Annotated in this window: 16 protein-coding genes; 3 read left to right on the top strand and 13 right to left on the bottom strand. The window is 53.5% G+C overall.

Going from position 1 to position 24,287, the window contains the following annotated elements:
* Positions 1-36: 36 nt before the first annotated feature.
* Both pflB and pflA read left to right on the top strand, forming a co-directional pair.
* Positions 37-2,319 (top strand): formate C-acetyltransferase, encoded by a 2,283-nt coding sequence (pflB, locus tag ABOC97_RS05350; RefSeq protein ID WP_349594880.1) that lies wholly within the window; start codon positions 37-39, stop codon positions 2,317-2,319.
* A 206-nt stretch (positions 2,320-2,525) separates the two neighbouring features.
* Positions 2,526-3,266, top strand: coding sequence for a pyruvate formate lyase 1-activating protein (pflA, locus tag ABOC97_RS05345; protein WP_061283698.1), 741 nt, complete (start codon positions 2,526-2,528; stop codon positions 3,264-3,266).
* 70 nt (positions 3,267-3,336) lie between these two features.
* Here pflA and ABOC97_RS05340 read toward each other — a convergent pair whose 3' ends face one another.
* The 13 genes from ABOC97_RS05340 to lrp all read right to left on the bottom strand — a co-directional run bounded on the left by ABOC97_RS05340 (position 3,337) and on the right by lrp (position 22,670).
* Positions 3,337-4,755, bottom strand: a complete 1,419-nt coding sequence (locus ABOC97_RS05340; protein WP_234501846.1) for an APC family permease — start codon at positions 4,753-4,755, stop codon at positions 3,337-3,339.
* A 250-nt stretch (positions 4,756-5,005) separates the two neighbouring features.
* The gene (locus ABOC97_RS05335) at positions 5,006-6,157 is read right to left on the bottom strand and encodes an MFS transporter (protein ID WP_349594876.1); all 1,152 of its coding nucleotides are present in this window, start codon (positions 6,155-6,157) and stop codon (positions 5,006-5,008) included.
* A gap of 263 nt (positions 6,158-6,420) precedes the next feature.
* Positions 6,421-7,284 (bottom strand): dimethyl sulfoxide reductase anchor subunit family protein, encoded by an 864-nt coding sequence (locus ABOC97_RS05330; protein ID WP_349594873.1) that lies wholly within the window; start codon positions 7,282-7,284, stop codon positions 6,421-6,423.
* Between the two features lies 1 nt (position 7,285).
* Positions 7,286-7,903: a DMSO/selenate family reductase complex B subunit gene (locus ABOC97_RS05325; RefSeq protein ID WP_281548826.1), complete on the bottom strand. Its 618-nt coding sequence runs from the start codon at positions 7,901-7,903 to the stop codon at positions 7,286-7,288.
* 10 nt (positions 7,904-7,913) lie between these two features.
* Positions 7,914-10,319, bottom strand: a complete 2,406-nt coding sequence (ynfF, locus tag ABOC97_RS05320; RefSeq protein WP_349594960.1) for a selenate/tellurate reductase subunit YnfF — start codon at positions 10,317-10,319, stop codon at positions 7,914-7,916.
* Positions 10,320-10,410: 91 nt separating this feature from the next.
* Positions 10,411-11,274 (bottom strand): dimethyl sulfoxide reductase anchor subunit family protein, encoded by an 864-nt coding sequence (locus tag ABOC97_RS05315; protein ID WP_349594870.1) that lies wholly within the window; start codon positions 11,272-11,274, stop codon positions 10,411-10,413.
* Position 11,275: 1 nt separating this feature from the next.
* Positions 11,276-11,893, bottom strand: coding sequence for a DMSO/selenate family reductase complex B subunit (locus ABOC97_RS05310; protein ID WP_052284021.1), 618 nt, complete (start codon positions 11,891-11,893; stop codon positions 11,276-11,278).
* Between the two features lie 10 nt (positions 11,894-11,903).
* Complete coding sequence (dmsA, locus tag ABOC97_RS05305; RefSeq protein WP_349594865.1) at positions 11,904-14,348, bottom strand: dimethylsulfoxide reductase subunit A; 2,445 nt, start codon at positions 14,346-14,348, stop codon at positions 11,904-11,906.
* Between the two features lie 199 nt (positions 14,349-14,547).
* Complete coding sequence (gene serS / locus ABOC97_RS05300; RefSeq protein WP_349594862.1) at positions 14,548-15,840, bottom strand: serine--tRNA ligase; 1,293 nt, start codon at positions 15,838-15,840, stop codon at positions 14,548-14,550.
* 92 nt (positions 15,841-15,932) lie between these two features.
* Positions 15,933-17,276 carry a replication-associated recombination protein RarA gene (gene rarA / locus ABOC97_RS05295; protein ID WP_349594860.1) on the bottom strand — a complete coding sequence of 448 codons (1,344 nt, stop codon included), beginning with the start codon at positions 17,274-17,276 and terminating at the stop codon, positions 15,933-15,935.
* A 9-nt stretch (positions 17,277-17,285) separates the two neighbouring features.
* Positions 17,286-17,897, bottom strand: coding sequence for an outer membrane lipoprotein chaperone LolA (lolA, locus tag ABOC97_RS05290; RefSeq protein ID WP_234508314.1), 612 nt, complete (start codon positions 17,895-17,897; stop codon positions 17,286-17,288).
* 122 nt (positions 17,898-18,019) lie between these two features.
* The gene (locus ABOC97_RS05285) at positions 18,020-22,054 is read right to left on the bottom strand and encodes a DNA translocase FtsK 4TM domain-containing protein (RefSeq protein WP_349594856.1); all 4,035 of its coding nucleotides are present in this window, start codon (positions 22,052-22,054) and stop codon (positions 18,020-18,022) included.
* A gap of 121 nt (positions 22,055-22,175) precedes the next feature.
* A complete protein-coding gene (lrp, locus tag ABOC97_RS05280; protein ID WP_000228473.1) occupies positions 22,176-22,670 on the bottom strand; it encodes a leucine-responsive transcriptional regulator Lrp in 495 nt (164 codons plus the stop codon).
* A 551-nt stretch (positions 22,671-23,221) separates the two neighbouring features.
* Here lrp and trxB point away from each other — a divergent pair.
* Positions 23,222-24,190 carry a thioredoxin-disulfide reductase gene (trxB, locus tag ABOC97_RS05275; protein WP_349594853.1) on the top strand — a complete coding sequence of 323 codons (969 nt, stop codon included), beginning with the start codon at positions 23,222-23,224 and terminating at the stop codon, positions 24,188-24,190.
* The last annotated feature ends 97 nt before the right edge of the window (positions 24,191-24,287 follow it).

Raw genomic sequence — 24,287 nt, 5'->3', positions numbered from 1 at the left:
GTAAATAAAAAGTCCACTTAAGAAGGTAGGTGTTACATGTCCGAACTTAATGAAAAGTTAGCCACAGCCTGGGAAGGTTTTACCAAAGGTGACTGGCAGAATGAAGTAAACTTACGTGACTTCATCCAGAAAAACTACACTCCGTATGAGGGTGACGAGTCCTTCCTGGCTGGCGCAACTGACGCGACCACCAAGCTGTGGGACAACGTTATGGAAGGCGTTAAACTGGAAAACCGCACTCACGCGCCAGTTGACTTTGACACCTCCGTTGCATCTACCATCACTTCCCACGACGCTGGCTACATCAACAAAGCGCTGGAAAAAATCGTTGGTCTGCAAACTGAAGCTCCACTGAAACGTGCGATTATCCCGTTCGGTGGTATCAAAATGGTTGAAGGTTCCTGCAAAGCGTACAATCGCGAACTGGACCCGATGCTGAAAAAAATCTTCACCGAATACCGCAAAACCCATAACCAGGGCGTATTCGATGTTTACACCAAAGACATTCTGAACTGCCGTAAATCTGGCGTTCTGACTGGTCTGCCAGATGCGTACGGCCGTGGTCGTATCATCGGTGACTACCGTCGCATCGCGGTGTACGGTATCGACTTCCTGATGAAAGACAAATACGCACAGTTCCTGTCCCTGCAGTCTGACATGGAAAACGGCGTAAACCTGGAAGCGACTATCCGTCTGCGTGAAGAAATCTCTGAACAGCACCGTGCGCTGGGTCAGATCAAAGAGATGGCAGCTAAATACGGCTACGACATCTCTGGTCCGGCTACCAATGCTCAGGAAGCTATCCAGTGGACTTACTTCGGCTACCTGGCCGCGGTTAAATCTCAGAACGGCGCTGCAATGTCCTTCGGTCGTACTTCCAGCTTCCTGGATATCTACATCGAACGTGACCTGAAAGCAGGCAAAATCACTGAACAAGACGCTCAGGAAATGATTGACCACCTGGTCATGAAACTGCGTATGGTTCGCTTCCTGCGTACCCCTGAGTATGATGAACTGTTCTCCGGTGACCCAATTTGGGCAACTGAATCTATCGCAGGTATGGGCGTTGATGGCCGTACTCTGGTTACCAAAAACAGCTTCCGCTTCCTGAACACCCTGTACACCATGGGTCCTTCTCCAGAGCCGAACATCACCGTTCTGTGGTCTGAGAAACTGCCACTGGCGTTCAAAAAATATGCCGCTAAAGTGTCCATCGATACCTCTTCTCTGCAGTATGAGAACGATGATCTGATGCGTCCTGACTTTAACAACGATGACTACGCTATCGCTTGCTGCGTAAGCCCAATGATCGTTGGTAAACAAATGCAGTTCTTCGGTGCTCGTGCAAACCTGGCGAAAACCATGCTGTACGCAATCAACGGCGGCGTTGATGAAAAACTGAAAATCCAGGTTGGTCCTAAATCTGAACCAATCAAAGGCGACGTTCTGAACTATGACGAAGTGATGGATCGCATGGATCACTTCATGGATTGGCTGGCTAAACAGTACGTCACCGCGCTGAACGTTATCCACTACATGCACGACAAGTACAGCTACGAAGCCTCTCTGATGGCGCTGCACGACCGTGACGTTATCCGCACCATGGCGTGTGGTATTGCTGGTCTGTCCGTTGCTGCTGACTCCCTGTCTGCAATCAAATATGCGAAAGTTAAACCAATTCGTGACGAAGATGGTCTGGCTATCGACTTCGCAATCGAAGGCGAATACCCGCAGTTTGGTAACAACGATTCTCGCGTAGATGACATGGCTGTTGACCTGGTAGAACGTTTCATGAAGAAAATTCAGAAACTGACTACTTACCGTAACGCTATCCCGACTCAGTCTGTTCTGACCATCACCTCTAACGTGGTTTATGGTAAGAAAACCGGTAACACCCCAGACGGTCGTCGTGCTGGCGCGCCATTCGGCCCAGGTGCTAACCCAATGCACGGTCGTGACCAGAAAGGTGCTGTTGCCTCTCTGACTTCCGTTGCAAAACTGCCGTTTGCTTACGCTAAAGATGGTATCTCTTACACCTTCTCTATCGTTCCTAACGCACTGGGTAAAGACGACGACGTTCGTAAAACTAACCTGGCAGGCCTGATGGATGGTTACTTCCACCACGAAGCGTCTATCGAAGGCGGTCAGCACCTGAACGTTAACGTTATGAACCGCGAAATGCTGCTCGACGCGATGGAAAATCCTGAGAAATATCCTCAGCTGACCATCCGCGTATCTGGCTACGCAGTACGTTTTAACTCCCTGACTAAAGAACAGCAGCAGGACGTTATCACCCGTACCTTCACTCAATCTATCTAATAGATTTGACTGAAATCGCGATTAAAAACGCGTAACATAAAGGCTCCACTTCGGTGGGGCCTTTCTTATAACCTACTCACGCTGAGTGGATTTTGCCTGCTGACTTCTATACTTGAGGTTAATACGCAAAATAAACTCGACGCGGCTTTATAACCGTGCTCGCAAACCTGGCTGTAAAGCTGGGAAGAACTGGAGATAACACCGCAATGTCTGTAATTGGTCGTATTCACTCCTTTGAGTCCTGTGGCACCGTCGATGGCCCAGGCATCCGTTTTATTACCTTCTTCCAGGGCTGCCTGATGCGCTGCCTTTACTGCCACAACCGCGATACGTGGGATACCCATGGTGGTAAAGAGATAACCGTTGAAGAGCTGATGAAAGAGGTGGTGACCTATCGCCACTTTATGAACGCATCCGGCGGCGGCGTAACTGCATCCGGCGGCGAAGCGATTCTTCAGGCCGAGTTCGTCCGCGATTGGTTCCGTGCCTGCCATAAAGAAGGGATCCATACCTGTCTCGACACCAACGGTTTCGTTCGTCGTTACGATCCGGTGATCGATGAACTGCTGGAAGTCACCGACCTGGTGATGCTCGATCTCAAACAGATGAATGATGATATTCACCAGAATCTGGTCGGCGTATCCAACCATCGTACGCTGGAGTTTGCCCAGTATCTGTCGAAGAAAGACGTGAAAGTGTGGATCCGCTACGTTGTAGTGCCAGGCTGGTCAGACGATGATGACTCCGCGCACCGCCTGGGTGAATTTACCCGCGATATGGGTAACGTCGAAAAAATCGAACTGCTGCCATACCATGAGTTGGGCAAACACAAGTGGGTAGCGATGGGCGAAGAGTACAAACTCGACGGCGTTCACCCACCGAAGAAAGAAACCATGGAACGCGTGAAAGGCATTCTTGAGCAGTATGGTCATAAAGTGATGTACTAAGCACCGGCCTCACTCCGGTAAGGCGACCACGCTTGCTTAATAACCCGGCATCACGCCGGGTTATCTGTTTTTAACGCTTACGCGCCAACATCGGGAAGATTAGACCCAAACCTATCAGCACAAACGGCATCGCGATGTTCAGCGATAGCTGGAAGATCCACTCAGGCGTAAAGGCCGTCATTTTCGGGAAAATCCCGGTGACGCAGGCAAAAGCGGTGAACAAGAAGCACCACACGCCAACGGTCATTGCCAGAGTCCGGTTGCGAATAAAGACATACTCAGAGCGGTATTTCTGCCCAAGGCGAATCACCGCGATAAAGGCCACGAATACCCACAGATAGCGCAGCGGCATCACCACTGAGTTGAGGTTCAGCAGCCACTTGTACAGGTTATTCATATCGCCAATACCTAATGTTGGCAGCATAATCAGCAACGCTACCAGCACCAGCGTCAGCAAATAGCCATTAACTGGCGTACCCGAGGCGTTGGTCCGACAGAGCTTTTCGGGGATATAGCGACTATCGGCATCGCTCAGCAGTACCTTCAACGGCGCGTCGATAGAGAACACCAGCGCCGCAATCTGCCCCAGAGTATTAGCAATGGCGTAGATAACCATCAGCGTATTGCCCATGCTGTAATACTCACCCAGCTTCTGGAATGCGTAATACTGGCCGTTAGCCATCAGATCGTCAGGAATGTTGTTGGAATCAAACATCATCCCCATCGCCAGCGACCCCAGAATGGCACACACCGCCACCATCACCGCCAGGAAGATCATCCCACGCGGAAACTCTTTCCCGGGATTACGGGTGTTATTAACGTAAGGGGAGATTTTTTCCGCACCGCCCACGGCAAACACCAGCATCGAAATCGTGGTGATGTAGGTGAAATCGATGTGGGGAATAAAAGTGCGCCAGGTGATATTGGTGGTCGCGATTTTGACCTCGGTAATAGCAGGTGCCGTCACCGCCATAACGACGTACAGCAGCGACATCACGAACATGGCAATCCCGGCAATGGAGCCAACCAGTTTCAGCGACTTCATGCCTCGGGATGCCACCCACATAAAGAAGATAAACAGCGCTAACGTAAAGCCCTGCAATGCCACAACGCCGTATTCGGTGATCAGTGAGCCGTTACCCTTCAATGCCCAGCCCAGCGCAATCAGAATTGCCTGTGGCTTCTGCGCCAGATACGGAATATGTACCACCCAGTAGGTCCAGGCCGCCAGATAAGCCAACCCCGGCCCCATGGTATTTTTAATCCATGTACTCACCCCCCCTTTGCCATCCTTGAAGGTCGACCCAAGCTGGCCGACGATCAGCGCATACGGCGTAAAGTAGAGCGCAAAGATAAAAAGCCATGAGAAGACAACCACCAACCCCTGGTTAGCGTAGTTGTTGACGACGTTACCAAAACCCCAAACCGTAATGAACGACATCAGCGCGATGTTGTACCACCGCAACTGCTTTTCTTGACCGCTTGCCATAAATCCCGTTCCTTGAATGTTATTCTTTGCGAATGCATTTTTTAGCCGGATGATTATGCGAGCGTGATGGGAAAAAGGATAACGTCGTGGTACAAAACTCCAACATCACGCACATTTAATAGGGTTATTGCGGATAAGTTCAGAAGGATATAGGTTCGCCAAGGCCTGCGTATGATTACGCACAGCGTGAGTCTGGTATCGTGGTGATAAGAGAAAGGCGCGTTATCAGGCTGACAACGCGCCTATTGAATCAGGCGTGGGCCACAGGAGTAGGATGATGCCCGGCTTTGCGCAGCAGCATCATCAGGTAGACAAACGATACGCCGGCGATCATGATAAACAGCAGGTTATCCGAGTAGTTTTGCATCAACATAGCGGTAAACGTTGGGCCAATCAGGCTACCGATGGTGTAGCTCAGCAGCAATGCCTGGTTCATGGCAACCAGTTGATGGTGCTCCACTTTTTCACAGGCCCAGGCCATCGCCACCGGATAGAGCGTGAAGCCCGCGGCACCAAGAATAAACAGAGCTGGGGCCATCATCGCCTGATTCAGCATGGCTATACAGCCAAGGATCACCACAAATACCTGCACACGCAGCACCAGCAGGCGACCATAACGGTCCGCCAGACGGCCAATCGGCCACTGCCCCAGAATACCTGCGCTAACCATCACCGCCATCCAGAAACCAATCCCCGAATCACTCACTCCACGATGATTCAGATACAACGGCATCAGGCCGTACAATGAACCCAACACGATACCGGAAATGATGCAGCCATTAACGCCCAAACGCGCCTGGCGCAGCTTGAACATTGGCCAGACACGCGTGCTGCCATCCTGCGGCTCGCTGTGCTGATTCAGGATACGGGTAAACAGCAGCGGCAGAATACCGGACAAAATGACCCCGGTCATCAGCGGCAGAATAGTCGCAATATCGGTCGGCAGTTTGCTGACAATAAGCTGGCCCAGCACGGTACCGATATAATACATCATCATATAAGCCGCCAGCAGGCGACCACGGTTGCGCGAGGTGCCACTGCACATCAGCGCGCTCTCCACTACGACCCAGATCATGGCGCAGCCCACGCCGGCAATAAAGCGCCAGAACATCCAGCTCCAGAAGCCCAACATAAAGCCCAGCCCAACACAACCAGCAGCAAAGATAAGCGAAGCAATGTAATAGCTGAAGTTAAACCCGAGACGCTTAATCAGACGCCCGGTGAGCATGGTACCGACCAGGTTACCGGTAAAATAGGACGATCCGACCATCCCCACCTGCCAGGTAGGCAGATTTTCATGGGCAAGCCAAAGCGGGACGAGCGTGTTTAATACCGCGATCGCCAGCGTCAATAAAAGTAAGCCACAGAGCAATAGCAGCACTGGGCGAGTATAGGTGGACATGGGCTACAAACCGTAAGGATAGACAGATTTCGAGCGCATCATGCCACCGCCAAAAACATTGTCAATCCACCTGTTTTCCAGCGGTCCATGCTTTCTGACGCAACGATTGATGTTTCTTATTCAGCGCGACGGTATAAATAAGCCGAATGAATATATTAAATTGTTTTTATTAGAAAATAGGGAAAATACTCAAGCAGAGTTCAGTTGAAAAAATTCATGAACAAAAAGTGCCAGGGCAAGAGCGCCCGGGCAGCTTAATTTGCTTAGCTGGCAATCGCCATTCCAACGGTCATATGCAGGCCGTAGAACACCCCTCGACCAATTAGCTCTCCAACCAGCACCAGCACAAAGGCCAGGCTGAGCAGCGGTACCGCCGGTTGATAGCCTTTCAGCTGTGGGGCCACCCAGCACACCAGCGCCAGCGCAATTGCGGCAATCCGCCATGCCATCAGCGAGCCGTAGTCCAGCACCAGCGCCGAAGCCTGCTGGATAGAACTGTGGATCGAGGCCAGCTCAACGCCCTGCATCAGCGACGCCACCACGCTCACCGCCAGCGCCGCCAGACTGATAACCGGCAGCAGACGCAGCGCCCAGCCCTGCACTCCCGCCCAGCGCAGCAGCAGATAACCCAGCAGCGGGCCACCGATAAACAGCGTCAGGAAGAAGCTCAGCGGCGTCCAGATGCGGTACCAGGTTGGCACGGTATCGATGGTGTTATACACACGGACCATCATCCACACGAACACCACCCCCAGCACCATCGTCACCACCAGCCATACGCTACGCAGCGCGCACGACAGCTTGTTAGTGACGGCCAGTAGCCAGCCAATGCCGCCTATGGCAAAGAAGATTGCGCCGCTGGCGATTTCGTTACTCAACGACGAAGCACCGATACGGTTAAGCGAGTTGAAGGCGCGCATCGGCGAACCGAGGTGCAGCGTCGAGGCGATAAAGCCAATACCCATCAACACCCACAGCGCGAACATACTCAGCACCACGCGCTGCTGTTGCTCACGCGGCAGTTGCCCCTTCATCAGCGCCAGCGCCAGTACGATAAAACCACCGGCCACGCACTGCCCAAAGACCGTGAAGATCATCAGCGGCCATTCATGCCATCCACTTCCCATCTCACACCTCCTTCGGGTTGGCCAGATAGCCGGTTGTGTCGCCGCACGGACGTGCGTTGGCGTTAGGTTTAATCACGATACTTGGCTTGGTGAAGTGCGCGGACGGCAGCGGGGCCACCGCGGCCAGCTGGCCGTGTTTCTGACGCAGCTCGTCAATCGGGCCAAAGTCCAGCGCGCGCAGCGGGCAGGATTCGACGCAGATCGGTTTCTTGCCGTCGGCTACACGCTCGTGGCAACCGTCGCATTTGGTCATGTGACCTTTGGCGGCGTTGTATTGCGGTGCGCCGTACGGGCAGGCCATATGGCAGTAGCGACAGCCAATGCAGACATCTTCGTCCACCACCACGAAGCCGTCTTCGCGTTTGTGCATTGCGCCGCTCGGGCAGACCTTAGTACAAGCCGGATCTTCGCAGTGGTTGCAGGCAATAGACAGGTAGTAGGCAAAGACGTTCTGGTTCCAGACGCCGTTGTCCTCCTGCCAGTCGCCGCCCGCGTATTCGTAGATGCGGCGGAAGCTGACGTCCGGAGTTAAGTTCTTGTAATCTTTACAGGCCAGTTCACAGGTTTTACAACCGGTGCAGCGGGCGGAGTCAATAAAAAAGCCATATTGGGTGGTCATCGATTATTCCTTACGCCTTCTCAACCTGAACGAGGTTGGTATGAGATGGGTTGCCTTTCGCCAGTGGCGATGGCCGTGATGAGGTCAGAATATTGATGGAACCACCATGGTCGACTCGATCGCCGAACATATCGGCCTGTAGCCAGGCTCCCTGCCCCATGGCAGTCACCCCAGGCATAATCCTTGGCGTCACTTTGGCCTGAATAAACAATTGGCCGCGGTCATTAAATACTTTGACCCTGTCACCATTGGCTATTCCACGCGACTTAGCATCAATCGGGTTAATCCACACTTCCTGCTGGCAGGCCTGCTGCAATACATCAATATTGCCATAGCTGGAGTGGGTTCTTGCCTTATAATGGAAGCCGGTTAATTGCAGCGGGTAATGCTGGCGCTGCGGATCGTCCCAGCCTTCAACTTCTGCGGCATAAACCGGTAGCGGATCGATAATATCCCCGGCAGGTAATTCCCAGGTCGATGCAATTTCAGCCAAACGCTGGGAATAGATTTCAATTTTTCCCGATGGGGTTTTGAGTGGATTCGCCTGCGGGTCTTCGCGGAAAGAACGATAGGCAACGTAATGCTCTTCCGGGCATTTGCGTTTATAAATCCCGGTTTCTTTCATCTCTTCATAGGAAGGCATATCCGGATTACGCTCACGGGTTTTTTCGAACAGATATTTAATCCATTCATGCTGTGTGCGCCCTTCGGTAAACGTATTCCAGACATCATCACCCAGACGTTTCGCTATTTCGCTAAGCATCCAGTAAATAGGTTTGCGTTCAAATTTCGCGCTGGTGGCAGGCTGTCCTAAAATGACGTAGCCCATATTGCCCGCTGACTCATGCGAGATCAGGTCTTCCTGTTCAGTTGGCATAAGATCGGGTAACAGAATGTCATAATATTTAGCTGACGCCGTAATGAAGTGATCCATCCCGACAATCATTTCACACTTACTGTCGTCTTGTAATATGTCGTGGGTTCTGGCGATATGGCTATTCTGATTGATCAGAGTATTACTGGCGTAGCACCACATGAATTTAATGGGTACATCAAGTTTATCCTTACCTCTGACGCCATCGCGGGTCGCCGTCATTTCAGCCCCGCGCTCAATGGCCTCAGTCCAGGTGAACACGGATATCTGTGTTTTTACCGGGTTTTCCAGCATTGAGAACCACTCAACGCCCAGGTCAAACGTTCCTTCGCGAGCGCCAGAGTTACCACCATTAATCCCGACGTTACCGGTCAGAATGGACAACATGGCAATGGCGCGAGATGCCTGTTCACCGTTAGCGTGGCGCTGTGGCCCCCACCCCTGGCAAATATAGGCCGGTTTAGCCGAGCCAATTTCACGCGCCAACTGAATGATTTTATCCTGCGGGATACCGGTAATGCGTGAAGCCCATTCAGGAGTTTTCGCGATCCCATCTGGACCGTTTCCCTGGATATAGGCTTTATAATGGGCATTCGGCAGCGCGCCTTCCGGCAGCGTCTTCTCGTCGTAACCGACGCAGTATTTATCAAGGAAGGGTTGATCAACCAGATTTTCAGCAATGAGCACCCAAGCAATCCCAGCCGCCAGCGCGCCATCGGTACCGGGACGAATAGGTAGCCATCCATCTTCTCGCCCTGCGCCAGTATCGGTATAGCGCGGGTCAATCATGATCATTCGCGCATTTGAACGCTCACGCGCCTGCTCAACATAATAAGTGACGCCGCCGCCGCTCATTCGCGTTTCAGCCGGGTTATTACCGAACATTACTACTAATTTGGTATTGGCAATATCATCCGGGCTATTGCCGTCATTACCACCGTATAAATAACTCATCGCGGCGCTAATTTGCGCGGTGCTGTAGCTACCGTAACGGCTTAAATATCCACCGCAGGAGTTCATTAATCGATACGGCACGTTTGAGTTTGTAATGTTGCCGCCATCAACCCCGGTGCCGTATAAAACGTGCACCGCTTCATTACCATAATCTTTGAGGGTCTTTTTCAAGCTATTGGCGATGGTATCAAGTGCTTCATCCCAACTGATTCTTTCAAACTTGCCTTCACCACGTTTACCTACCCGTTTCATCGGATATTTAATACGGTCCGGGTGATTCATACGCCGACGAATAGAGCGGCCACGCAGACAGGCTCTGACCTGGTGCTGACCATAAATATCTTCACCGGTGGTATCGGATTCAACCCAGTACACTTCATCGTCTTTCACATGTAGTCGCAGCAAGCAGCGGCTGCCACAGTTAACGGTACAGGAACTCCATACCGCTTTTTCTTCTAATTTTGCGGCCTTTTCACTGGCAGCATAAACCTTACGACTAAAAGGTAATGAGAAACCACCGGCCGCAGCAATCAGCCCCGTAGCAGCCCCCGCCTGAATAACTTTTCTTCGACTTACCGGTGTTTTTATAAGTTTATCAATTTGCTCATTTGACATTTTTCCACCCCATACATCCTTGCTTTAAATACAAAAAAGCCGGAAATTATTCCGGCTTTTAAATTTAACTGGCCACTGCCATTCCAACGGTCATATGCAGGCCGTAGAACACCCCCCGGCCAATTAGCTCCCCGACCAGCACCAGCACGAAGGCCAGGCTGAGCAGCGGTACCGCCGGTTGATAGCCTTTCAGCTGTGGGGCCACCCAGCACACCAGCGCCAGTGCAATAGCGGCAATCCGCCATGCCATCAGCGAACCGTAGTCCGGCACCAGCGACGAAGCCTGCTGGATAGAACTGTGGATCGAGGCCAGCTCAACGCCCTGCATCAGCGACACCACCACGCTCACCGCCAGCGCCGCCAGACTGATAACCGGCAGCAGACGCAGCGCCCAGCCCTGAACACCCGCCCAGCGCAGCAGCAGATAACCCAGCAGCGGACCACCGATAAACAGCGTCAGGAAGAAGCTCAGCGGCGTCCAGATGCGGTACCAGGTTGGCACGGTATCGATGGTGTTATACACACGGACCATCATCCACACGAACACCACCCCCAGCACCATCGTCACCACCAGCCATACGCTGCGCAGCGCGCACGACAGCTTGTTAGTGACGGCCAGTAGCCAGCCAATGCCGCCTACCGCAAAGAAGATTGCGCCGCTGGCGATTTCGTTACTCAGCGACGAAGCGCCGATACGGTTAAGCGAGTTGAAGGCGCGCATCGGCGAACCGAGATGCAGCGTCGAGGCGATAAAACCGATGCCCATCAGCACCCACAGCGCAAACATACTCAGCACCACGCGCTGCTGTTGCTCACGCGGCAGTTGCCCCTTCATCAGCGCCAGTGCCAGAACGATAAAACCGCCGGCCACGCACTGCCCAAAGACCGTGAAGATCATCAGCGGCCATTCATGCCATCCACTTCCCATCTCACACCTCCTTCGGGTTGGCCAGATAGCCGGTTGTGTCACCGCACGGACGTGCGTTGGCGTTAGGTTTAATCACGATACTCGGTTTGGTGAAGTGCGCAGACGGCAACGGGGCCACCGCGGCCAGCTGACCGTGTTTCTGACGCAGCTCTTCAATCGGGCCAAAGTCCAGCGCGCGCAGCGGGCAGGATTCGACACAGATCGGTTTCTTGCCGTCGGCTACGCGCTCGTGGCAGCCGTCGCATTTGGTCATGTGACCTTTGGCGGCGTTGTATTGCGGTGCGCCGTACGGGCAGGCCATATGGCAGTAGCGACAGCCAATGCAGACATCTTCGTCCACCACCACGAAGCCATCTTCGCGTTTGTGCATCGCCCCGCTCGGGCACACTTTGGTACAGGCCGGGTCTTCGCAGTGGTTGCAGGCAATCGACAGGTAGTAGGCAAAGACGTTCTGGTTCCAGACGCCGTTGTCCTCCTGCCAGTCACCGCCCGCGTATTCGTAGATACGACGGAAGCTGACGTCCGGAGTTAAGTTCTTGTAATCTTTACAGGCCAGTTCACAGGTTTTACAACCGGTGCAGCGGGCGGAGTCAATAAAAAAGCCATATTGGGTGGTCATCGGTTACTCCTTACACCTTCTCAACCTGGACGAGATTCGTGTGCGATGGGTTGCCCTTCGCCAGCGGCGATGGGCGCTGGGTAGTCAGCACGTTGATAGAGCCAGCCTGATCGATACGTCCCGCATCCGGGTTGTACCAGGCGCCCTCGCCCAACGCGACGATGCCCGGCATCATGCGCGGTGTAACCTTGGCTTCAATATGAACTTCGCCTCGGTCGTTGAAGATACGAATACGATCGCCATTAGCAATTCCACGTTTCTTCGCGTCCAGCGGGTTGATCCACATCTCCTGACGACAGGCCGCCTGCAGAACGTCGACGTTGCCGTAGGTTGAGTGAACACGGGACTTGTAGTGGAAACCGGTCAGCTGCAGCGGGTATTTCCCGGCCAGCGGATCGTTGTAGTTTTCAAAGCCTGGGGCGTAGATCGGTAACGGATCGATAACATCATCTTCCGCCAGTTCCCAGGTTGCGGCGATTTTTGCCAGCTCCTGCGAGTAAATCTCGATTTTACCCGACGGCGTGGTCAGCGGATTTGCCTGCGGATCTTCACGGAATGCCTTGTAGGCCACATGATGCCCTTCCGGGTCACGCTGCTTGAAGATACCTTGCTTGCGGAAGGTATCGAAATCCGGCAGATCCGGTACGGCCTGACGAGAGATCTCATACAGGTGGCGCATCCAGCCTTCCTGGGTACGCCCTTCGGTGAACTTCTGCTCCACGCCCATGCGCTTCGCCAGCTCAGTGGTCATGTCATAAATCGTTTTGCATTCAAAGCGTGGTTTGATGACCTGATCGGTAAAGATGACGTAGGACATGTTGCCGCAGGAAGCATCCAGCGCGAAGTCCATCTGCTCGGACGCGGTACAGTCCGGCAGCAGAATATCGGCATATTTCGCCGAGGACGTCATGTGGCAGTCAATCACCACAATCATTTCGCACTTCTTATCATCCTGAAGGATTTCGTGAGTGCGGTTTATTTCAGAGTGCTGGTTAATCAGACAGTTACCGGCATAGTTCCAGATCATTTTGATCGGCACATCCAGTTTATCTTTCCCACGCACACCGTCACGCAGCGCGGTCATTTCCGGGCCACGAACAATTGCATCAGTCCACATAAACATGGAAATGCTGGTCTCGATTGGGTTTTCCAGCGTCGGCATACGCTCGAACGGTACCTCATAGGAACCTTCGCGTGCGCCGCTGTTGCCACCGTGGATCCCCACGTTGCCGGTCAGAATCGACAGCATCGAGATAGCACGGGTGGCAATCTCACCGTTGGCGTGGCGCTGTGGACCCCAGCCCTGAGAGATATAGGCCGGTTTGGCACTGCCAATTTCGCGGGCCAGCTTAACAATACGATCAACCGGAATACCGGTGATAGTGGACGCCCACTCCGGCGTTTTCGCCGTAGCATCGCTGCCCTGGCCCAGAATATAAGCTTTGTAGTGACCGTTAGCCGGTGCGCCTTTCGGTAGCGTTTTCTCATCGTAACCGACGCAGTATTTATCGAGGAACGGCTGATCGACCATGTTTTCAGTGATCATCACCCACGCCAGCGCAGAAACCAGCGCGGCATCGGTGCCCGGACGAATTGGGATCCACTCATCTTCACGGCCGGCACCGGTATCGGTGTAGCGTGGATCGACGATTATCATGCGCGCATTGGATTTTTGTCGCGCCTGTTCCAGATAGTAAGTTACCCCGCCGCCGCTCATGCGAGTTTCGCCAGGGTTGTTACCAAACAGGACGACCAGCTTGCTGTTTTCAATATCAGACGGGCTGTTACCATCAGCCCAGCCACCATAGGTGTAGTTCAGGCCAGCAGCAATCTGCGCAGAGGAGTAGTCGCCATAATGGTTTAGATAACCACCGCAGCAATTCATTAAGCGGGCAATCAGCGTACTTCCCGGCGGCCAAGAGCGCGTCATGGTACCGCCTAGCGTACCGGTACCGTAGTTGAGATAAATTGACTCGTTACCGTAATCTTTGATTAGTCGCTTCATATTGTCGGTAATCAGGTCAAAGGCTTCATCCCAGCTAATGCGCTCGAATTTGCCTTCCCCACGTTTACCCACACGCTTCATAGGATACTTCAGACGATCCGGATTGTAGACGCGGCGGCGCATTGAGCGGCCACGCAGACAGGCACGAACCTGATGGAGCCCCTCGTAGTCATCATCACCGGTATTATCGGTCTCAACGTATTTAATCTCGCCGTCGACAACATGCATACGCAGCGGGCAGCGGCTGCCGCAGTTTACCGTACAGGCACTCCAGGTTATGTGTTCCGCAGCTGTCGCTGGGGCGATAGCATCCGCGGCGCAGACGATACGGCTGAAGGGAAGCGTCAGCGCGCTGCTGGCCATCGCCAGGCCGCCTATCGCCGTAGTTTTCATCAAACCACGACGGCTGACCTCGGCTGCCAGTAAAGCATCGGGGGTTTCAGTTTTCATGGATACTCACTTCGTTGCTGACATTGAAATTTTCAATCGCTATATAGTTATTTATATAACGAAATACTATTATTGTAGTTTTATATGCTGGTAGTACTTAGAAGGGAGTATTAAACGTTCTGCCAGGAGAGGTATTGTTCGGTATCAATGTCAGACATAAAAAAAGCGCCTTGCGGCGCTTTTTTCAACATGGTGAGGATTAACCAATAAATTCCAGACCATTCATGTAAGGACGCAGTACCGCAGGAACTTCAATGCGGCCATCTGCCTGCTGGTAGTTTTCCAGCACGGCAACCAGAGTACGCCCTACTGCCAGGCCAGACCCGTTGAGAGTGTGAACCAGCCGTGTTTTCTTATCAGACTTGCTGCGGCAGCGAGCCTGCATGCGGCGCGCCTGGAAATCCCAGACGTTGGAGCATGAGGAGATCTCGCGGTAGGTATTCTGCGCCGGAACCCAGACTTCGAGGTCATAGGTTTTGCATGCGCTGAAGCCCATATCGCCGGTGCAAAGAATGATTTTACGGTACGGCAGACCCAGTAACTGCAGCACTTTTTCCGCATGACCGGTCATCTCTTCGAGCGCCGCCATGGAGTCTTCCGGACGAACGATCTGCACCATTTCAACTTTGTCGAACTGGTGCATACGGATCAGACCACGCGTATCACGACCATAGGAACCCGCTTCAGAGCGGAAACACGGTGTGTGCGCGGTCATTTTGATCGGCAGATCGTCTTCGTCGATGATTTCATCGCGAACCAGGTTAGTCAGCGGCACTTCAGCCGTCGGGATCAGCGCATAGTTGCTGCTGTCTGACTCTTCTTCCAGCGGACGGGTATGGAACAGGTCGCCAGCGAACTTCGGCAATTGACCCGTACCGTACAGCGTGTCGTGGTTAACCAGGTAAGGCACATAGTTTTCGCTATAGCCATGCTGCTCGGTGTGCAGATCCAGCATGAACTGCGCCAGCGCGCGGTGCATACGGGCGATTTGGCCTTTCATCACCACAAAGCGTGAACCGGTCAGCTTAACGGCCGCGGCAAAATCCAGACCGCTGTGCATTTCGCCCAGCGTTACGTGGTCGCGAACTTCAAAATCAAACTCACGCGGCGTACCCCAGCGGCTGACTTCAACGTTGTCGTTTTCGTCTCTGCCAACGGGTGCATCGTCATGAGGAACGTTCGGGATCGCCAGGCCGATATCGCGAATCTCTGCCAGCAGAACATCCAGTTCAGTTTTTGCGGCATCAAGTTGTTCGCCAAGCTTGTTCACTTCCAGGCGTAAAGGCTCAATGTCTTCCCCGCGTGCTTTCGCCTGGCCGATGGATTTCGATCGCGAGTTACGCTCTGCCTGCAGATTTTCAGTTTCTACCTGCAGTACTTTACGACGCTCTTCAAGAGCGCGAAGTTTATCTACATCCAGCTTATAGCCCCGGCGTGCCAGTTTTTCTGCGACTGCGTCTGGCTCTGTGCGCAGCAGATTGGGATCGAGCATGCTTATCCTATGCTTATCGAATTGAAAGTGGAGTATGCGACCGCAGCCTGCGGTCGCAGAGGTACATTGACAACATTACCGCAACGACTGCGCTAGCGGTAGCGTTTTGTGCGGCTATTTTGATCCTGTTCAGCAAGCCAGGCGAGCTTTTCGCCAATCTTGCCTTCAAGACCCCGATTCGTTGGACGATAGTAGCGAGTTTGCGCCATTTCGCTGGGGAAATACTCTTCACCCGCTGCATAGGCATTAGGTTCATCATGGGCATAGCGATACTCCTGCCCGTAACCCATCTCTTTCATCAATTTGGTCGGCGCATTGCGAAGATGCTCCGGCACGTCATAATCCGGACGCTCGCGGGCATCGGCCATCGCCGCTTTAAATGCGGTATAGACGGCGTTACTTTTTGGCGCACAGGCCAGATAGACAATCGCCTGGGCTATCGCTCGTTCCCCTTCAGCGGGCCCGACGCGAGTAAAACAATCCCAGGCCGAAAGAGCCACCTGCATCGCACGTGGATCGGCGTTACCCACATCTTCAGAAGCAATGGCCAGGCAGCGTCGCGCTACATACAGAGGGTCGCCACCGGCGCTGATGATGCGGGCATACCAATATAGCGCCGCATCAGGCGCACTGCCGCGTACCGACTTGTGCAGCGCAGAAATCAGGTCGTAAAAACGGTCGCCTTTATTATCAAAACGAGCGCTGCGTTCACCGGCAATTTCCGTCAATAACTGCGGCTGTAGTACACGCTTACCAGAGGCATCGAGCTCGGCCATATCGGCCATCATTTCCAGCGTATTGAGCGCTCGTCTGGCATCACCATTCACCAGTTCAGCAATGGCACGCCGGGTTTCGTCGGGCAGAACGATATCCTGACCGCCGTAACCGCGCGTTTTATCTTCCATCGCCTGAGTAAGGACATGTTCAATATCGTCGGTTGTCAGTGACTTCAGTAGATATACGCGGGCTCGGGAGAGTAAAGCCGAGTTTAGTTCAAACGAAGGATTTTCGGTGGTCGCGCCGATAAAGGTAATGGTGCCGTCTTCAATATGCGGCAGAAAGGCGTCCTGCTGGCTTTTATTGAAACGATGGACTTCGTCGACGAACAAAATGGTACGGCGTCCGGCATTGCGATTTTGCCGCGCCCGTTCAATGGCTTCGCGGATCTCTTTCACCCCGGAGGTCACTGCGGAGATCCGCTCGACGTCGGCGTTGGCGTAGCGGCCAATTACTTCTGCCAGCGTCGTTTTCCCAGTGCCCGGAGGCCCCCACAGAATCATCGAGTGCAGATGCCCGGCCTCGATGGCTCGCGGCAACGGTTTACCGGCAGCCAGCAGATGCTGTTGGCCGATGTACTGCGCTAAATTTTCTGGCCGCATACGCGCGGCCAGAGGTTGAAATGTGTTATCGGAAAAATCGAGCGACAAATTGCCCACGCCTGCCTCTTACTTACGCTGGTCGTCCACCGTCACGCCCTGCGGCGGTGTAAAGGTGAATTTAGATGCATCTACCACGCCGTTCTGCTGGGTTTTCAGCTGATAGCTACTACGCTGATCGTCCTGCTCAATGGCGCTGAACTGATGAATCGTGCCATCACGGCCAACGTTAATGGTGAATTTCTTCAGATTACCGTTATTGCCACGCGGCGTCAGAACAAAGTCATCACCGGTCTGTTGGATGTTGTACTGCTGCCAATCGCTGGCCTGGTTGCGGGCTATCAGCATAAATGGCGTGTTACCGGTCGCGTCTTTAAGCCAGGTGGCGGTCGCCTGTTCAACAAACGGGTTGTAGAACCACAGGGTTTTACCGTCTGATACCAGAACGCTTTCATCCGGCTGAGTCATGTGCCAGTTAAACAGATTTGGGCGTTTAACCCACAAATCGCCCTGGCCATCCTGCACCGCATTACCGCTGCCATCGGTCACTTTCTGGGTAAAACTCGCGTGGAAGCTGCTGACCTTATCCAGACGAGATTTCAGGTCACTGGCGGCGTCAGCCCAGACGCTGCTAACAACAAAGCTGGAAAGTAATGCACAGGTGATCGCGAACTTTTTCATTGTTATTCCTTAAATAGCCTCATGCTCCCGCCTGGAGAGCCTCTGTCACCCACTCTATGATGCCATTTCGTGAGGTGACAGAAGAAAATGCTTAATTTTGACTTATTTACCCATCTTTGCAATTAGTCGAACGGCGGCGGTGCCAGCACCTCTCGGTTGCCGTTATGCCCCTGTTCACTAACAATTCCCTGCGCTTCCATCTGCTCGATGATACGCGCCGCGCGGTTGTAGCCGATACGGAACTGACGCTGAACGCCGGAGATCGACGCTTTGCGCTTCTGAGTCACAAAGTTCACCGCTTGATCGAATAATGGATCCAGCTCTTCGCCGCCGTCGAAGCCACCACCGTTGCCGCCTTCGCTTTCGCTGTCGGAGGTGATGCCATCAACATACTGCGGACGGCCACGTGCCTTCCAGTCCTGAACCACGGCGTGGACTTCCTGGTCGCGGACAAACGCGCCGTGAACACGTACCGGGTTATTGGAGTTCGGAGCGGCATACAGCATATCCCCCATACCGAGTAACGACTCTGCGCCGCCCTGATCGAGGATAGTACGGGAGTCAATTTTACTGGAAACCGTAAAGGCAATACGCGTCGGGATGTTGGCCTTAATAAGACCGGTAATCACATCCACCGACGGACGCTGAGTTGCCAGCACCAGGTGGATCCCCGCAGCACGGGCTTTCTGCGCCAGTCGCGCAATAAGCTCTTCCACTTTTTTGCCGACGGTCATCATTAGGTCGGCAAATTCATCAACCAGCACGACGATATACGGCAGTTTTTCCAGCACCGGATGGGTAACATCCATGCTGTCGCCCGGCTTCCAGTATGGGTCCGGAATCGGACGTCCCATGCGGGCCGCTTCGGCAATTTTTTCGTTATAACCGGCAAGATTTCGCACGCCTAACGCGGACATCAGCTTATAGCGACGTTCCATCTCGTTGACGCTCCAGCGCAGAGCGTTGGCGGCATCCTTCATGTCGGTGACAACTTCAGTCAGCAGATGTGGAATGCCTTCATAGACCGACAGTTCCAGCATTTTCGGGTCAATCATGATGAAACGCACGTCTTCAGGCTGCGCTTTATACAGCATGCTGAGGATCATGGCGTTCACGCCAACCGACTTACCGGAACCGGTAGTACCCGCCACCAGCAGGTGCGGCATCTTCGCCAAATCGGCAACCACCGGCTCACCGGCGATGTCTTTACCCAGCACCACGGTCAGCGGCGATGGGTTATCGCGGAATTTGTCACAATCCAGCACTTCACGCAGATAAACGGTCTGGCGTTTTTTGTTCGGGAGTTCCAGGCCAACGTAAGGTTTGCCAGGGATCACTTCCACCACGCGAACTGCGACAGTTGAAAGCGAACGCGCCAGGTCGCGCGAAAGGTTAGAGATACGCGCAGCCTTCACACCCGGAGCCAGGTTCAGCTCGAAGCGAGTAATAACCGGACCCGGGGAATAGTTCACCACATCGGCCTTGATACGGTAATCGGCCAGGCGCGTTTCAACCAGACGCGCCATTTGCTCCAGCGCGAAGGTATCAACCGGTTCAATTTCCGTCGGCGGTGGCGTCAGGAGATCGAGTGACGGCAGCGGCGTCGTCGGCTTCTGCAGCGGGCGATCGTCACCGTTACGCATCAGCAGCGGGTGAATCAAACTTTCCTGCGGCGGCGTAGCGGGCTGCGGCTGATGGTAGCTTTGAGCATGCTGCGGCGGCTGTTGATATTGTTGCTGAGGCTGCGCGGGTTCCGGCATTACACTCGGCGTAAAGAGCGGCGCTTTCGGCGTATCATCAACCAACGTTTTCATTGGCGAGAATTCATAATCCTCAGCCGAGAATGGACGTGCGCCTTGCGGCTGCTCGCTGGAATAACGGGTCTGCTGTGATGCGGCAAACTGACGTGCAAGTTCGGCTTCTTCTGCGGTATCCGCATCGTCTTCAACGGTATAATCGTTGTCATCTGCGTCAGTTTCGCCGTAACGGCTGTGCTGAGAAGCGGCAAACTGACGTGCCAGCGCATCCTGATGCATAGCCTCAGCTTCATCATCCGTTAAATTCTCGACGCCGTCATGCTGATCGTTCCCGGCTTCACGCGCAGCACGCTCTTCAGCCATGCGCTGCGACGGCAATTTAATGCCATAAGAAGCCAGTTCGCGGCGCGTTGGTACACGGACGCGGTTCGGCGGTGGCAGTTTCGGGCCAATGCCCTCTTTCACCTGCGGACGCGGCCCTTCTGCAGGGCTAAATAACGGTGCAGAAGCCGCTACGGCAGCGGCAGCACCTGCGGCCACTGAGGCGTTACGGACACCAGCAGCAACTGGCGCAACCGCAGCAGTTGGTTCAGGTACCGGAACCGTAGCAGCTGCGGATGGGAATATGCCGTGTTGTTCAACTGGCGCTAAGGGTTCAGGGATAGGCTGATACCATGCTTCCAGCTGTTCACGCTCGCGTGCACGCTTCTCTTCCACTTCTTCAAAATAGTAGAGCGGTGGACGCTGGGTTGGTTTAACTTCTTCTTCCACTACAGGTTCAGGCTCAACCACCGGCGCGATCTGCTCGTGAGCCGCGTACGGCTGCTCATATGCTGGCGGCTCAGGCTGAGCATATTGCGGTTGCTCGTAAACCGGTTGCTGCGGCTGAGCATACTGAGGCTGCTCGTAAACAGGTTGCTGCGGCTGAGCATACTGCGGCTGTTCGTAAGCCGGTTGCTGCGGTTGAGCATATTGCGGCTGTTCGTAAGCCGGTTGCTGCGGTTGAGCATACTGCGGCTGTTCGTAAGCTGGTTGCTGCGGCTGAGCATATTGCGGTTGCTCGTAAGCCGGTTGCTGCGGTTGAGCATACTGCGGCTGCTCGTAAGCCGGTTGCTGCGGTTGAGCATACTGCGGCTGCTCGTAAGCCGGTTGCTGCGGTTGAGCATACTGCGGCTGTTCGTAAGCCGGTTGCTGCGGTTGAGCATATTGCGGCTGTTCGTAAGCCGGTTGCTGCGGTTGAGCATATTGAGGCTGTTCGTAAGCCGGTTGCTGCGGTTGAGCATATTGCGGCTGTTCGTAAGCCAGTTGCTGCTCCAGCGCCCCATTTTCTGCTGTTGGAGATTGTTGCCATGCAACATCAGGGGTATTGCCAGGCTGAACGCCATCGGCCGCCCAGGCGGGTGCTGTGGCGACTGCCGCCGCGGTGGCGATAGTTTCCGTCACCGTGTGGCCACTCAGCAGCGGATCAAATTCATCGTAATCCGCTGCACGCGTCGCGCTGGCGCCGGAGAACAGGACATCATCCGGATCGGCTTTAGCCGCATAGCGCTCGGCTTCTTGCGGATCGTCCATACGTCGACCGGAGAACAATGCCTCATCGGTCATGCGACCCATCGGATTCGCAAATTTTTCGGCGATACGTTTACGACGCGCCAGAGCACCGCGCAGGATACGTGCGCGACGGGACTCATGCGACACTTTCGACTTCGGCGCTGTATCCCCTTCTTCCTCTTCGTACTCGTCTTCTTCGTAGTCGTCTTCTTCAACCCACGAATCATCGCGACGCGTACGGTTGCTGGCAAAGGTCAGAATATTGAGGATCCAACTGCCCATCTTCTCGGCAATGCTGACCCAGGACCAGCCGGTAAACAGCGTCAACCCCGCAGCCCAAATGCACAAAAGCGCAATGGTGCCGCCGCTGCTGTGCAGCATCGGTTGCAGTGCGGTACTCAGTAGGCTGCCTATCACGCCGCCGGATGCAAAATACCAGATATCATCGGCGTTGATCGCCGCCAGACCACAGGAGGTCAGGATGATAGCCAGCACGCCAATTAAACGCAGCGAGACGGCAAAATAATCGATGTAATCTTCGCTTGCCCGGCGTTTCCAGGCAAACCAGCAGGCACCCACGATAATCACCGGAATGGTATAAGCCATTACACCAAAGATGAAAAACAGGGTATCAGCAAGCCATGCGCCCGAGGCGCCACACAAATTATGGATAGGTTCATGCCAGGCCGTTTGTGACCAGCTGGGATCGGAAGGATTGAAGCTCAGTAGTGCTGCCATTAGCCAAACGGCAAAAATGGCGCATAAAAGGAGTAACGCCTCAAGGAGTCGGCGTCCGCTGCTGAGTTTTGTCAGTTTGACTTCTTTGTCTTCTGTATATTCCTGGCTCAAGAAAGGCTCTCCAGGTGCCAAATGCTAAAAACGGACAACAGTGTCAGATTGCCCCGACACTGTTGCTGTATGGATTAACAGGAGTGTAATCAAACTGCGCTGATTTTGCACCTGTTCCGTTTTAGCGGGTCTTAATTACCAGACGATTACTCTGTTTGACTTCTTCCATAACCACATAAGTACGGGTGTCGTTGACGCCCGGCAGGCGCAGCAAAGTCTCGCCGAGAAGCTTACGGTAAGCCGACATATCCGGCACACGCGTTTTCAACAGGTAGTCGAAATCACCAGAAACCAGATGACACTCTTGAATTTCTTCAAGTTTTTGCACAGCGGTGTTAAATTGCTCAAACACGTCCGGTGCACCACGATTCAGAGTAATCTCAACAAATACCAGCAGTGATGCATCCAGGTAATGCGGGTTTAGCAGCGCGGTATAGCCCTGAATAAAACCCTGTCGTTCCAGGCGACGTACGCGCTCGAGGCACGGGGTCGGAGAAAGTCCTACTCTTTTGGAAAGCTCGACGTTCGAAATACGCCCATCTTTTTGCAGCTCATTCAGAATGTTGCGATCGATGCGGTCGAGATCTTTGCCAGGGCGTTTTTTACTATCTACCATTATTATTGTCTCTCTGTATTCCTTCCCTACTCCTGTCTTGACTCTGTGTCACTTCACTGTTCAGAGCCTTATCCCGATTTCAATACGCCGTTGTTGCTGCAACGACGCATATCCCAGGGTATGCGTATGAGAAGCCCCGGCGCCTCGCGGTCACTCTCCGACATCACGTATGGTATCTGTCCACACCATACGTAGATTTCAGTAAACCGGGTAAAAATGGCATTTGCGTGCATGAAAATTCACCACACGCGAAACACTGCTTTTCTTCTTCCTTGAATGTTGTCGCAAAAGCACAGGGGATTGTCAAAGCAAAACATCTTTTTTTAGTACAACATGCCAGATATTCATTAACACCCCGGCTTGATTGACATGTAATCGTCTTATAATTCCGCAGCGTGCAGTAGAAATTGTTATATTTATTGATGTTAAAACAAGCAATCAATCGGCCTGTTCTATTACACATATCGTTAACAAAATCGCGATGCTCTTTTTTTACGTCTACAAATTCCCTACAATCCAGACCAATGACTGCCAACAATTATGGGGATCTCATGGGCACGGCCAAACACAGTAAGCTGCTAATCCTTGGTTCTGGACCTGCGGGATACACCGCTGCGGTCTATGCTGCACGCGCAAACCTGCAACCGGTACTGATTACCGGGCTGGAAAAAGGCGGTCAGTTGACCACCACAACCGAAGTGGAAAACTGGCCTGGCGATCCAAACGACCTGACCGGTCCGCTGCTGATGGAACGTATGCACGAGCATGCAACTAAATTTGAGACCGAAATTATTTTCGATCACATCCACAGCGTCGATCTGCAAAATCGTCCGTTCCGCCTGACCGGCGACAGCGGCGAATACACCTGTGATGCCTTAATCATCGCTACCGGTGCCTCTGCCCGCTACCTGGGTCTGCCGTCCGAAGAAGCCTTTAAAGGTCGCGGCGTTTCTGCCTGCGCAACCTGTGACGGTTTCTTCTATCGCAACCAGAAAGTCGCGGTTATCGGCGGCGGTAACACGGCCGTTGAAGAAGCGCTGTATCTGTCTAACATCGCCTCAGAAGTGCACCTGATTCACCGTCGTGACTCATTCCGTGCGGAAAAAATTCTGATCAAGCGTCTGATGGATAAAGTGGAAAGCGGCAATATCGTGCTGCATACCAACCGTACGCTGGACGAAGTCACCGGCGACCAGATGGGTGTCAGCGGTCTGCGCCTGCGCGATACGCACAATACCGATGCCGTTGAGTCTCTGGATGTGGCGGGTCTGTTTGTGGCTATCGGCCACAGTCCGAATACCGCCATTTTCCAGGGTCAGCTGGAACTGGAAAACGGCTACATCAAAGTGCAGTCCGGTATTCACGGTAATGCGACACAAACCAGCATCCCGGGCGTCTTCGCCGCTGGCGATGTAATGGACCACATTTATCGTCAGGCAATTACCTCTGCGGGCACCGGCTGTATGGCGGCGCTGGATGCAGAACGTTACCTCGACGGTCTGGCCGACGCTTGCAAATAATCTTTACAAGTCAGTAACAAAAGTAAAAAAGGCGACGATAAGTCGCCTTTATTTTTTCTGCGATGTAACATTGCCGCGCCCGTAACTAAAACCATAA

Origin of the sequence: Kluyvera huaxiensis (assembly GCF_040149365.1) — a bacterium.
Taxonomy (GTDB): domain Bacteria; phylum Pseudomonadota; class Gammaproteobacteria; order Enterobacterales; family Enterobacteriaceae; genus Kluyvera; species Kluyvera intermedia_A.
Note: the sequence above shows the minus strand (reverse complement) of the source record. Positions and strands in the feature narration are given on the sequence as shown.

Bases quoted from the DNA above. Each gene is read 5' to 3' on its own strand.
- pflB (WP_349594880.1), top strand. From the start codon at position 37: ATGTCCGAACTTAATGAAAAGTTAGCCACAGCCTGGGAAGGTTTTACC.
- pflA (WP_061283698.1), top strand. From the start codon at position 2,526: ATGTCTGTAATTGGTCGTATTCACTCCTTTGAGTCCTGTGGCACCGTC.
- ABOC97_RS05340 (WP_234501846.1), bottom strand. From the start codon at position 4,755: ATGGCAAGCGGTCAAGAAAAGCAGTTGCGGTGGTACAACATCGCGCTG.
- ABOC97_RS05335 (WP_349594876.1), bottom strand. From the start codon at position 6,157: ATGTCCACCTATACTCGCCCAGTGCTGCTATTGCTCTGTGGCTTACTT.
- ABOC97_RS05330 (WP_349594873.1), bottom strand. From the start codon at position 7,284: ATGGGAAGTGGATGGCATGAATGGCCGCTGATGATCTTCACGGTCTTT.
- ABOC97_RS05325 (WP_281548826.1), bottom strand. From the start codon at position 7,903: ATGACCACCCAATATGGCTTTTTTATTGACTCCGCCCGCTGCACCGGT.
- ABOC97_RS05315 (WP_349594870.1), bottom strand. From the start codon at position 11,274: ATGGGAAGTGGATGGCATGAATGGCCGCTGATGATCTTCACGGTCTTT.
- ABOC97_RS05310 (WP_052284021.1), bottom strand. From the start codon at position 11,893: ATGACCACCCAATATGGCTTTTTTATTGACTCCGCCCGCTGCACCGGT.
- dmsA (WP_349594865.1), bottom strand. From the start codon at position 14,348: ATGAAAACTGAAACCCCCGATGCTTTACTGGCAGCCGAGGTCAGCCGT.
- serS (WP_349594862.1), bottom strand. From the start codon at position 15,840: ATGCTCGATCCCAATCTGCTGCGCACAGAGCCAGACGCAGTCGCAGAA.
- lolA (WP_234508314.1), bottom strand. From the start codon at position 17,897: ATGAAAAAGTTCGCGATCACCTGTGCATTACTTTCCAGCTTTGTTGTT.
- lrp (WP_000228473.1), bottom strand. From the start codon at position 22,670: ATGGTAGATAGTAAAAAACGCCCTGGCAAAGATCTCGACCGCATCGAT.
- trxB (WP_349594853.1), top strand. From the start codon at position 23,222: ATGGGCACGGCCAAACACAGTAAGCTGCTAATCCTTGGTTCTGGACCT.